The 11,608-nt window shown below is 70.5% G+C and carries 8 protein-coding genes and 1 pseudogene; 3 read left to right on the top strand and 6 right to left on the bottom strand.

Annotated features, from left to right (window positions below):
- Together CA983_RS32260 and CA983_RS32255 are read left to right on the top strand one after the other, a co-directional pair.
- Positions 1 to 194: pseudogene (locus CA983_RS32260) on the top strand (ABC transporter ATP-binding protein); the annotation flags it as partial.
- A complete protein-coding gene (locus CA983_RS32255) occupies positions 191 to 877 on the top strand; it encodes an ATP-binding cassette domain-containing protein (protein ID WP_086604340.1) in 687 nt (228 codons plus the stop codon). The pseudogene CA983_RS32260 and the gene CA983_RS32255, both read left to right, overlap by 4 nt.
- Here CA983_RS32255 and CA983_RS32250 read toward each other — a convergent pair.
- Complete coding sequence (locus tag CA983_RS32250) at positions 864 to 1,442, bottom strand: TetR/AcrR family transcriptional regulator (RefSeq protein ID WP_086604339.1); 579 nt, start codon at positions 1,440 to 1,442, stop codon at positions 864 to 866. The genes CA983_RS32255 and CA983_RS32250 overlap by 14 nt on opposite strands.
- A gap of 100 nt (positions 1,443 to 1,542) precedes the next feature.
- Here CA983_RS32250 and CA983_RS32245 point away from each other — a divergent pair, with 100 nt between their 5' ends.
- The gene (locus CA983_RS32245; protein WP_086604338.1) at positions 1,543 to 3,084 is read left to right on the top strand and encodes an MFS transporter; all 1,542 of its coding nucleotides are present in this window, start codon (positions 1,543 to 1,545) and stop codon (positions 3,082 to 3,084) included.
- A 9-nt stretch (positions 3,085 to 3,093) separates the two neighbouring features.
- On the opposite strand, the gene serA is transcribed toward CA983_RS32245, so the two are convergent.
- The 5 genes from serA to CA983_RS32220 form a co-directional block, all read right to left on the bottom strand.
- Complete coding sequence (serA, locus tag CA983_RS32240; protein WP_086604337.1) at positions 3,094 to 4,683, bottom strand: phosphoglycerate dehydrogenase; 1,590 nt, start codon at positions 4,681 to 4,683, stop codon at positions 3,094 to 3,096.
- 268 nt (positions 4,684 to 4,951) lie between these two features.
- Positions 4,952 to 5,950, bottom strand: a complete 999-nt coding sequence (ilvC, locus tag CA983_RS32235) for a ketol-acid reductoisomerase (protein WP_086604336.1) — start codon at positions 5,948 to 5,950, stop codon at positions 4,952 to 4,954.
- 121 nt (positions 5,951 to 6,071) lie between these two features.
- Positions 6,072 to 6,596, bottom strand: coding sequence for an acetolactate synthase small subunit (gene ilvN / locus CA983_RS32230; RefSeq protein WP_010048631.1), 525 nt, complete (start codon positions 6,594 to 6,596; stop codon positions 6,072 to 6,074).
- A 21-nt stretch (positions 6,597 to 6,617) separates the two neighbouring features.
- Positions 6,618 to 8,465: an acetolactate synthase large subunit gene (locus tag CA983_RS32225; RefSeq protein WP_208637085.1), complete on the bottom strand. Its 1,848-nt coding sequence runs from the start codon at positions 8,463 to 8,465 to the stop codon at positions 6,618 to 6,620.
- Positions 8,466 to 8,696: 231 nt separating this feature from the next.
- Positions 8,697 to 11,606, bottom strand: coding sequence for a putative bifunctional diguanylate cyclase/phosphodiesterase (locus tag CA983_RS32220; RefSeq protein ID WP_086604334.1), 2,910 nt, complete (start codon positions 11,604 to 11,606; stop codon positions 8,697 to 8,699).
- Positions 11,607 to 11,608 lie beyond the last annotated feature (2 nt).

Here is an 11,608-nt window from a genome sequence, read left to right as displayed (position 1 = left end):
GCACCCCGCCCGCCCCGGGCGCCCTTCCGCCGGGCTGCGCCTTCGCCCCGCGCTGCCCGCTCGCGGCGGACTCCTGCCACACGGCAGAACCGGAGCCCCGGCAGATACCCGGCCGCCTGGTCGCCTGCCACCGTTGGGAGGAACTCCCCCACCCGGCCACCGAGTTGTTCCTGAAGGAGCGGCAGCCCGCATGAGCGAACCCCTGCTCGACGTCCGCGACCTGGTCGTCCGCTACGGCCAGGTCACCGCAGTCGACGGCGTCTCCTTCTCCCTGGCCGCCGGCGAGACCCTCGCCCTGAACGGCCCGTCCGGCTGCGGCAAGTCCTCCACGGCCCTGGCGGTACTCCAGCTGCGCCGCCCGACGAGCGGTGAAGTCCGCTTCGAGGGACGGGAATTGACCTCCCTCACCGAGCGCGAACTGCGCCCGCTGCGCCCCCGTATGCAGCCCGTGTTCCAGGACCCGTACGGCTCGCTGAGCCCCCGCCACCGCATCCGCGACGCCATCGCCGAACCCCTGAAGGTGCAGGGCCGCTGGGATCCCGCCGACGGCCCGGCCCGGGTCGCCGAACTCCTCGACCGGGTGGGCCTCGACCCCGCGTACGGCGACCGGCACCCGCACGAGCTCTCCGGCGGCCAGTGCCAGCGCGCCGGCATCGCCCGCGCCCTGGCGTCCGAACCGCGGCTGCTGGTGCTCGACGAGCCGGTGTCGTCACTCGATCCGTCGGTGCGCGCGGGCGTGCTGAACCTGCTCGCCGACCTCCAGGACGACCTGGGCCTCGGCTACCTGTTCATCTGCCACGACCGGGCGGTGGTACGGCACTTCGCGAACCGGGTCGTCGAGATGCGCGAGGGGCGCGTCGGCGTCACTTCGGGATAGCGGCCTCGATCACCTGGCGGAGCCCCTCGGCGAGCTGCCCGGCCTCGGGCGCGCTCTTCGGATCAAAGGTCCACTGCGCCACGAGCCCCATCATCAGGGTCAGGTAGAAGTAGCCGACGGTGTCCACCCGCTCGTCGGGGACGTCGTCCTCGCTGCCGCCGTGGAAGAGCGTCACGATGCCGCGCGCACCCTCCCGCTGGGCCCGCGCGAGATGCTCCCGCACCTCCGGCAGTTGGTCCCCCATGGCCACGATCTCCATACTGAGCCGCCACATCGAACCGGGCTCCCGCATGGTGGAGATGATGTTCGCCCACACGTCGGCGAACCGCTCCAGCGACCCCGGCTCCCCGCTCAGCTCACCGCCGCCCTCGAAGGCGTCGGACATCCCCTCCACCATCTCGATGTACGCCTGCGCCAGCAGCGCGTCCTTCGAGCCGTAGTGGTAGCCGATCGACGCCAGGTTGGTCCCCGACTCCTTGACGATGTCGCGCGCGGTCGTGCGCACGAACCCCTTCGCCAGCAGGCAGCGCTTGGCGCCCTCGAGCAGATCCTCACGGTGTCCCATGACATCCCACCCTACTCCCGGATCCATACAGCCGTCCCAGACGCACGTCTTATACAGTCGTACTAGACAAGCGTTTAAGACGCTCGTACAGTCCTGACCCATGACGACGAACCCCAACTTCCCGGCCCGCGCCGGCCGTCGCGAATGGACCGCCCTCGGCGTGCTGATGCTGCCGCTGCTGCTGGTCTCGATGGACGTCTCGGTCCTCTACTTCGCGGTCCCGGAGATCAGCGCCGACCTGGAGCCCACCGGCGCCCAGCAGCTGTGGATCTTCGACATCTACGCCTTCGTCCTGGCCGGCCTGCTGATGACGATGGGCGCGCTGGGCGACCGGATCGGCCGCCGCAAGCTGCTGCTGATCGGCGCGGCCGCCTTCGGCGCCGCCTCGCTGGCTGCGGCGTACGCCCACAGCGCCGAGGCCCTGATCGCGGCCCGCGCGGTGCTGGGCATCGGCGGCGCGACCCTGATGCCGTCGACGCTGGCGCTGGTCCGCACGATGTTCACCGACCCCGCGCAGCGCGCGAAGGCGATCGCTCTGTGGTCCGGCGTGATGACCGGCGGCGTCGCGCTCGGCTCGGTGATGAGCGGCGTGCTCGTCGAGTACTTCTGGTGGGGCTCGGTCTTCCTGGTCAACCTGCCCGCGATGGCGCTGCTGCTGGTCCTCGGCCCGATCCTGCTCCCCGAGTCGAGGAACCCCGCCCCGAGCCGCTTCGACCTGCTGAGCGTGCCGCTGTCGATGGCGGCGGTGCTCCCGGTGATCTACGGGCTGAAGGAGATCACGTCGGACGGCTGGAACGTCCGGTACGTCGTCTCGATCACCGTCGGCCTGCTCTTCATCGCCCTCTTCGTCCACCGCCAGCGCACGTCGGCCTCACCCATGATCCCGCCCGCGCTGTTCCGCGGCCAGGGCTTCGGGCCCGCCGTCGTCCTGAACCTGCTCGCGCTGTTCGGGATGATGGGCTCGGCGTTCTTCACCACGCAGTACATCCAGTCGGTGCTCGGCAAGAGCGCGATGGAGGCCGCGCTGTGGGGCCTGCTGCCGTCGCTGCCGATCGGCATGGCGGCCCCGCTGGCGGCCTGGCTGGTGCAGAAGGGCGTCGCCCGCGCCACCGTCGTCGCGGCGGGCTTCACGATCTCCGCGAGCGGTTACGGCCTGCTGGCCGTCGCCGGGACGGAGTCGATGTGGCTGGTGCTGACCGCGTGCGGGGTCCTGGCCTGCGGGGTCGTCATGGCGACGACCCAGATCATGGACCTCGCGATGGGCGCCGCCCCCGTGGACCGGGCGGCGACCGCCTCCTCCCTGATGGAGACCGGCGCCGAGTTCGGCGGGGCCTTGGGGATGGCGGTCCTGGGGTCGATCGGTACGGCGGTCTACCGCCACGAGATCCCCGCCTCGGCACCGGCTCCCGCCCACGAGACGCTGGGTGCCGCCCTGGCCGTGGCCGAGCAACTGCCGGGACGCGCGGGGGACGTCCTGGCGGCGGCGGCCCGGGAGGCGTTCACCAGCGGAATGCGCGGCGCTGCCCTGGCGGGGGCGGTGACGCTGCTGGGCGCGGCCGTACTGGCGGCGGTCCTGCTGCGGCGGGCGCCCGCGCATGACAACGCCGGACGAGCTGATCGACTCAGCCCGTCCGGCGTCTGAACGGCAACCTCAGACCAGGTTCACCGAACGAGCCGAGGTCGCACCGATCTCCGCGGCCACTTCGGCCAGCACACCGGAGGTCACCGTGTCGTCCACGGTCAGCACCGCCAGCGCCTCGCCACCGGCCACGGCCCGCGACACCTGCATACCGGCGATGTTGATGCCCGCCTCGCCGAGGATGCGGCCGACCGTGCCGACGACACCCGGCCGGTCCTCGTACCGCAGCACCACCATGTGGTCGGCGAGCGCGAGGTCGACGTCGTAGTCGCCGACGGCGACGATCTTCTGGAGGTGCTTGGGGCCGGCCAGCGTGCCGGAGACCGACACCTCCTCGCCGTCGGCGAGGGTGCCGCGCACGGTGACGACGTTGCGGTGCTCGGTCGCCTCCGAGCTGGTGGTCAGCCGCACCTCGACGCCGCGCTCCTGGGCGAACAGCGGGGCGTTGACGTAGGACACCGTCTCGTCGACGACGTCCTCGAAGACACCCTTGAGGGCGGACAGCTCCAGCACCTTCACGTCGTGCTGGGTGATCTCGCCGTACACCTCGACGTCGAGGCGGACCGCGACCTCACCGGCGAGCGCGGTGAAGATCCGGCCCAGGCGCTCGGCGAGCGGCAGACCCGGCTTGACGTCCTCGGCGATGACCCCGCCCTGGACGTTCACCGCGTCCGGCACGAGCTCACCGGCGAGCGCGAGACGCACGGAGCGGGCGACGGCGATACCGGCCTTCTCCTGCGCCTCGTCGGTGGAGGCGCCGAGGTGCGGGGTGGCCACGACCTGGTCGAACTCGAACAGCGGGGAGTCCGTGCAGGGCTCCTTCGCGTACACGTCGAGACCGGCACCGGCGACCCGGCCCTCCTTGAGGGCGGAGTACAGCGCCTCCTCGTCGACGATCCCGCCGCGCGCGGCGTTGACGATGCGCACGCTCGGCTTGACCTTGCGCAGCGCCTCGTCGCCGATCAGGCCGAGCGTCTCGGGGGTCTTGGGGAGGTGGACGGTGATGAAGTCGGAGACCTCGAGCAGCTCGTCCAGCGACAGCACCTTGACGCCCATCTGCGCGGCGCGGGCGGGCTGCACGTACGGGTCGTAGGCGACGACCTTCATGCCGAAGGCGGACATGCGCTGCGCGACGAGCGCGCCGATGCGGCCGAGGCCGACGACACCGAGGGTCTTCTCGGCCAGCTCCACACCCGTGTACTTGCTGCGCTTCCACTCGCCGTTCTTCAGCGCGGCGTTGGCCTGCGGGATATTGCGGGCCGTGGCGAGGAGGAGACCGCAGGCGAGCTCGGCGGCGGTCACGATGTTCGAGGTGGGGGCGTTGACGACCATCACGCCGGCCTTGGTGGCGGCGGAGACGTCCACGTTGTCCAGGCCGACGCCGGCTCGCGCGACGACCTTGAGCTTCTTCGCGGCGGCGATCGCCTCGGCGTCGACCTTGGTGGCCGAACGGATCAGGATCGCGTCCACGTCGGCGATGGCGGGGAGCAGTTCGGCTCGGTCCCCGCCGTTGCAGTGCCGGATCTCGAAGTCCGGGCCCAGGGCGTCGACGGTGGCGGGCGACAGCTCTTCAGCGATGAGTACGACGGGTTTCGAGCTCACGTGAGTCCTCACAAGTCCAGTGCTGCGGACGGCCGTCCCGACGGCCGCAGGCGGTGGAGGGTGGTGGCCGCGTGGAAGACGCACGACGCTGTGGGCCTGACGCGTATGTGTGTGCAGCAGTGTAGTGGCGCCGACGGCGTCGTCTCGCGCCGCTGCGGAAGGATCACCCGTCCGTGGCCGGACAGGTCGGACAACGCCGTACCTCCGACGTTACCCCGGGTTGGCCGAAGGGGCCGGAGCCTGTCGCTCCGGCCCCCGGCCGTGAGGCTTACGCCTCCTCGTCGACCCAGCTCATGAGCTTGCGCAGCTCCTTGCCGGTGGTCTCCAGCAGGTGCTCGGAGTCCTGCGTCTTGTACTCGTTGTACTTCTTCAGACCGCCGTGGTACTCGTCCATCCAGGTCTGGGCGAAGGTGCCGTCCTGGATCTCGGCGAGGACCTTCTTCATCTCGGCCTTGGTGGCGTCGGTGATGATGCGCGGGCCGGTGACGTAGTCGCCCCACTCGGCGGTCTCGGAGATCGACCAGCGCATCTTCTCCAGGCCGCCCTCGTACATGAGGTCCACGATCAGCTTCAGCTCGTGCAGGCACTCGAAGTAGGCGATCTCCGGCTGGTAGCCCGCCTCGACGAGGGTCTCGAAGCCCGCCTTGACCAGCGCGGATGTACCACCGCAGAGGACCACCTGCTCACCGAACAGGTCGGTCTCGGTCTCCTCGGTGAAGGTCGTCTTGATGACGCCGGCACGGGTGCCGCCGATGCCCTTGGCGTACGACAGGGCCAGCGCGAAGGCGTTGCCGCTGGCGTCCTGCTCGACGGCGGCGATGCAGGGAACGCCGCGGCCCTCCTCGTACTGGCGGCGGACCAGGTGGCCCGGGCCCTTCGGGGCGACCATGCAGACGTCCACGCCGGCCGGCGGCTTGATGAAGCCGTAGCGGATGTTCAGGCCGTGGCCGAAGAACAGCGCGTCGCCGTCCTTCAGGTTGGGGGCGATGTGCTCCTCGTAGACCTGGGCCTGGATCGGGTCCGGGACGAGGATCATGATGACGTCGGCCTCGGCGGCGGCCTCCGACGGCGTCACCACGCGCAGGCCCTGCTCCTCGGCCTTGGCCTTGGACTTGGAGCCCTCGTGCAGACCGACGCGCACGTCGACACCCGAGTCACGGAGCGACAGCGCGTGGGCGTGGCCCTGGCTGCCGTAACCGATGACCGCGACCTTGCGGCCCTGGATGATGGACAGGTCGGCGTCGGCGTCGTAGAACAGCTCGGCCACTTTGGGTTCTCTCCTCGGGAGTGCAGGTGTTGCGTCCCACCGTATGACGGGGGGCGGAAGGGAAGCTTGAGGGTCTCGGAATACGGGCGGCCGGCGGCGCGCCGACCGCCCGTTTCGGGTCTTACGCCGACCGGTCCAGGGCGCGCAGCGACCGGTCCGTGATGGAACGGGCACCGCGGCCGATCGCGATCGTGCCGGACTGGACGAGCTCCTTGATGCCGTACGGCTCCAGCATCTTGAGCATGGCGGACAGCTTCTCGCCGGAGCCGGTGGCCTCGATGGTGACGGCCTCCGGGGAGACGTCGACGGTCTTGGCGCGGAACAGCTGGACGATCTCGACGATCTGGGAGCGCGTCTCGTTGTCGGCGCGCACCTTCACCAGGACGAGTTCGCGCTGCACCGCCTGCGACGGCTCCAGTTCGACGATCTTGAGCACGTTGACGAGCTTGTTGAGCTGCTTGGTCACCTGCTCCAGCGGCAGGTCCTCCACCCCCACGACGATGGTGATCCGGGAGATGTCGGGGTGCTCGGTGACGCCGACGGCGAGCGAGTCGATGTTGAAGCCGCGGCGGGAGAACAGCGCGGCGATCCGGGCGAGGATGCCGGGGGTGTTCTCCACCAGGACGGAGAGCGTGTGCTTGGACATGATCTCTTCGGTCTCTCTCGCTCAGTCGTCTTCGTTGTCGCCGAAGTCGGGGCGGACGTCCCGGGCGGCCATGATCTCGTCGTTGGAGGTGCCGGCGGCGACCATCGGCCAGACCATCGCGTCCTCGTGGACGATGAAGTCGACGACGACCGGGCGGTCGTTGATCGAGTTCGCCTCTTCGATGACCTTGTCCAGGTCCTCCGGGGACTCGCAGCGGATCGCGTAGCAGCCCATGGCCTCCGACAGCTTCACGAAGTCGGGGACGCGGGTGCCGCGGGCCTGCGGGTTGACGTCGTCCGGGCCGGAGTGCAGCACGGTGTTGGAGTACCGCTGGTTGTAGAAGAGGGTCTGCCACTGGCGGACCATCCCGAGGGCGCCGTTGTTGATGACGGCGACCTTGATCGGGATGTTGTTCAGGGCGCAGGTGGTGAGCTCCTGGTTGGTCATCTGGAAGCAGCCGTCGCCGTCGATGGCCCAGACGGCCTTGTCCGGTGCGCCGGCCTTGGCGCCCATGGCGGCCGGGACGGCGTAGCCCATGGTTCCGGCGCCGCCGGAGTTCAGCCAGGTGCCGGGCTTGTCGTACTCGATGAAGTGGGCGGCCCACATCTGGTGCTGGCCGACGCCCGCCGCGAAGATCGTGCCCTCGGGGGCGAGCTGCCCGATGCGCTCGATGACCTGCTGCGGGGAGAGCGAGCCGTCGCCGGGCTGGTCGTAGCCGAGCGGGTAGGTCTCGCGCCAGCGGTTCAGGTCGTTCCACCACATGCTGTAGTCGCCCTGGTGGCCCTCGCTGTGCTCCTTCTGCACGGCCTGGATCAGGTCGGCGATGACCTCGCGGGCGTCACCGACGATCGGCACGTCGGCGGCACGGTTCTTGCCGATCTCGGCCGGGTCGATGTCCGCGTGGACGATCTTGGCGAAGGGCGCGAAGCTGTCCAGCTTGCCGGTGACGCGGTCGTCGAACCGGGCGCCGAGCGCGATGATCAGGTCGGCCTTCTGCAGGGCGGTGACGGCGGCCACCGAGCCGTGCATGCCGGGCATGCCCAGGTGCTGCGGGTGGTTGTCCGGGAACGAGCCGAGAGCCATCAGGGTGGTGGTGACGGGCGCGCCGGTGAGCTCGGCGAGGACCTTCAGCTCAGCGGTGGCCTTGGCCTTCATCACGCCGCCGCCGACGTACAGCACGGGCCGGCGGGCCTGGGTGATCAGCTTCGCGGCCTCGCGGATCTGCTTGGCGTGCGGCTTGGTCACCGGGCGGTAGCCGGGCAGGTCCATGGTCGGCGGCCAGGAGAAGGTGGTCTTCGCCTGGAGCGCGTCCTTGGCGATGTCGACCAGGACCGGGCCGGGACGGCCGGTGGAGGCGATGTGGAACGCCTGGGCGATGACCCGCGGGATGTCCTCGGCCTTGGTGACGAGGAAGTTGTGCTTCGTGATCGGCATGGTGATGCCGACGATGTCCGCCTCCTGGAAGGCGTCCGTGCCGATCGCCTTGGACGCCACCTGGCCGGTGATCGCGACCAGCGGCACGGAGTCCATGTGCGCGTCGGCGATCGGGGTGACCAGGTTGGTGGCGCCCGGCCCGGAGGTGGCCATGCAGACGCCGACCTTGCCGGTGGCCTGCGCGTAGCCGGTGGCCGCGTGGCCGGCGCCCTGCTCGTGGCGGACCAGGACGTGGCGCACCCGGGTCGAGTCCATCAGCGGGTCGTAGGCGGGAAGGATCGCACCGCCGGGAATGCCGAATACCGTGTCGGCGCCGACCTCCTCGAGGGAGCGGATGAGGGACTGCGCGCCCGTCACCTGCTCGGGGGCGGAGTGCTGTCCTCCGGATCGGGGCCGGGGCTGCGGGTGATGGGCCCCGGTGGCCTGCTCGGTCATCGGCATTCTCTTCTCAGATGCTGAGGGTTTTTTGCGAAGTTTGTGCGGTTTTCGGCTGTTGCACGGAAGGCGCCCGTGCAACAAAAAACCCCTCGTGCCATAAGGCAAGCGAGGGGAGCGCGCCGGGTGGGGTCGCTGAGCGGTCGAGGCTCAGCGTCAGCCGACGCGCTGTCCAAGTACGAGAATTCGGGTGCGCATGGCACAGACCCTCTCCCCGGCACGCACTCACTGTCAAGTGGGTGGGACGGGAGTCTCATTATGTGAGCGAAGGGTCGTACCGCCTCCGATGACGGCGGACACACCCGAGCTGTACACCCGCGGGGCGCCGCACGCGAACGCCGGTTCGGCCGGTCCGTGCGGCACCGGATAGTGGCCGTTGGCGAGCGCCCGGCGCAGCCGGTACTCGTCGAGCGGCCCGGAGAACGCCATGCCCTGCCCGTGCGTACAGCCCATCGCCCGCAGGGCGACGACCTGCTCGGGCAGATCCACCCCGTCGGCCACGGACTTCAGCCCGAGGTCGCCGGCGATGCGCAGCAGCCCACTGGTGATCTTGTGCAGGCGGGCGGACTCGACGACGCCCTCGACCAGACTGCGGTCGAGCTTGAGGATGTCGACGGGCAGTCGCCTGAGGGCCGTGATCGCCCCGTAGCCGCTGCCGAAACCGTCGAGCGCGATCCGGACACCGACCCGCCTGAGGGCACCCAGCCGCCGCTCCAGCTCGTCCAGGCCGGCCCTGGGGTCGGCGTCGGACAGCTCGATGACCAGCGACCCGGACGGCAGCCCGTGCCGCGTGAGCAGTGCCTCGATCGTGCCGAGCGGCATCGACTTGTCCAGCAGCCGGCGGGCGCTCATCCGGACGACGACCGGCGCGGACAGCCCGGTCGCGTGCCGCTCGGCGGCCTGCTCGACGGCCTCCTCGATCATCCACCGGCCCAGCTCGGCGGTCTTGTCGCTGTCCTCCGCCACGCGCAGGAACTCCGCGGGCGTGAACAGCACCCCCTGGGAGGAGCGCCAGCGCGCCTGCGCGGACACCGATGCGATCCGGCCGTCCTCCAGGGACACCACCGGCTGGTGCAGCAGGGTGAACTCGCCGTCGTGCAGCGCGGCGCGCAGTCGCGTGGCCAGCTCCGCCTTCCGTACGACGTCCTGCTGCATCTGCGGCTTGTACAGCTCGACGCGGCCCTTGCCGCCGGCCTTGGCCCGGTACATGGCCAGGTCGGCGTTGCGCAGCAGCTCGCCCGCGCCGAGGCCCGGCTCGGCGAAGGCCACGCCGATGGAGGCGTTGACACGGACATCGTTGCCGTCGATGACGTACGGCTGGGAGAGCGTCGTCCTGAGGCGGTCGGCGAGCTCCAGTATGTGCCGCTGCCGGGCCTCGCGGTCGCGGGTGTTGTCCCCGACGATCAGGGCCGCGAACTCGTCTCCGCCCAGCCGGGAGGCGGTGTCGCCCTGCCGGACGGAGTCCTGGAGCCGGCGGGCGGCCTGGACGAGCAGCTCGTCCCCGGCCTGGTGCCCGATGGTGTCGTTGACGGCCTTGAAGCCGTCGAGATCGATGAACAGCACGGCCGTGTTCCGTAGGGCCACGCCCCGGTCGGAGGCGCGGCGGCCCGAGAGGGCGTGCTGGACGCGCTTGGTGAACAGGGCGCGGTTGGGCAGGTCCGTGAGCGGGTCGTGCTCGGCGTTGTGCTGCAACTGGGCCTGGAGCCGGACCCTTTCGGTCACGTCCCTGCTGTTGAAGATGAGGCCGCCGTGATGGCGGTTGACGGTCGACTCGACGTTCAGCCAGCCTCCGTCACCGGACCGGAAGCGGCACTCGATGCGCGTAGTGGGTTCCTCGACCGGGTTCGCGGCGAGGAAACGCCGCACCTCGTGCACGACGCAGCCCAGATCCTCCGGGTGGATGAGACCGGCCAGTTCCGTACCCACCAGCTCCTCCGCCGGGCGGCCGTACACTCCGGCGGCGGCCGGGGAGACGTACCTCAGGACGCCGCTGGGGGCGGCGATCATGATGACGTCGCTGGAGCCCTGCACCAGGGAGCGGAAGTGGTTCTCCTTCTGCGCCAGTTCCTGGGTGAGCGTGATGTTGTCGAGCAGCATGATGCCCTGGCGCACCACGAGCGCGAGCACGACCGTGCCACCGGTGAGCAGGACCACGCGGTCCACGCTGCGGCCGTTGAGGACGTTGTAGAGGATTCCCAGGGTGCACACGGCCGCCGCGAGATACGGCGTGAGGGCGGCGAGGGAGCCGGCGATGGGCCGGGCGGCCGGGTACCGGCCGAGCTCGCCTCCGGGCAGGGGCGAATGGTGGTGCGGGCCGCTGCGCTGACCGGGCACGTGCTCGTGCACCACGCGCGTGTGCCCCGCCATGCTCTGCCGGTCCGGGCCGTGCCGGTCCGTGTCCGGCGTGCGCGGCGCGGCCCACGGGGCGTACGCCAGGAGCAGCGAGCCGGCGAACCAGCCCGCGTCGAGCAGCTGGCCGGAGCGGTAGTCGTGGTGCATCAGCGGTGAGGTGAACAGGGCGTCGCACATCACGGTCAGCGCGAGGGCGCCGATGGCGGTGTTGACCGCGGAGCGGTTCACCGCGGACCGCCTGAAGTGCAGGGCGAGCACCATGCTGACCAGCGCGATGTCGAGCAGCGGGTAGGCCAGCGACAGCGCGGTGTGCGCCACGCTCGACCCTTCCGACTTCGCGGCCTGGGCGAGGGCGAGGCTCCAGGCCAGGGTGAGCAGCGAGCCGCCGATCAGCCAGGCGTCGAGGCCGAGGCAGACCCAGCCGGCCTTGCTCACCGGCCGCTTGGCGAGCACGAGCAGCCCGACGATCGCGGGCGGCGCGAAGCAGAGGAAGAAGAGGTCGGCGTAGCTGGGGCTGGGCACGGGCTGACCGAGGACGACCTCGTACCACCCCCAGACCAGGTTGCCCAGGGACGCCATGGCCGAGGAGAGGCCGAAGAGCAGCCAGGCGGGTCGAAAGCGGGTGCGGCGGCTGCGGGCGTAGAGGAAGCACGACACGGCGGCGGTGGCCGCCGCGGCGCTCAGCCCGAAGTCGCCCATGATCAGGGCCACTTCGTACGAACCCCAGCCGAACGCGGAACCGACGGCGTATCCCGCGCAGACCAGGGCGAGGACGAGTTGGAGGTCCAGGC

Origin of the sequence: Streptomyces swartbergensis, from assembly GCF_002148965.1 — a bacterium.
GTDB classification, from domain to species: domain Bacteria; phylum Actinomycetota; class Actinomycetes; order Streptomycetales; family Streptomycetaceae; genus Streptomyces; species Streptomyces swartbergensis.
The sequence above is the reverse complement of the archived record's forward strand: the minus strand, read 5'-3'. Positions and strand labels throughout refer to the sequence as shown.

What these genes read in the sequence shown, in the direction of transcription:
- CA983_RS32245 (WP_086604338.1), top strand. Translation starts at nt 1,543, where the DNA reads ATGACGACGAACCCCAACTTCCCGGCCCGCGCCGGCCGTCGCGAATGG.
- CA983_RS32250 (WP_086604339.1), bottom strand. Translation starts at nt 1,442, where the DNA reads ATGGGACACCGTGAGGATCTGCTCGAGGGCGCCAAGCGCTGCCTGCTG.
- CA983_RS32225 (WP_208637085.1), bottom strand. Translation starts at nt 8,465, where the DNA reads ATGACCGAGCAGGCCACCGGGGCCCATCACCCGCAGCCCCGGCCCCGA.
- CA983_RS32255 (WP_086604340.1), top strand. Translation starts at nt 191, where the DNA reads ATGAGCGAACCCCTGCTCGACGTCCGCGACCTGGTCGTCCGCTACGGC.
- ilvN (WP_010048631.1), bottom strand. Translation starts at nt 6,596, where the DNA reads ATGTCCAAGCACACGCTCTCCGTCCTGGTGGAGAACACCCCCGGCATC.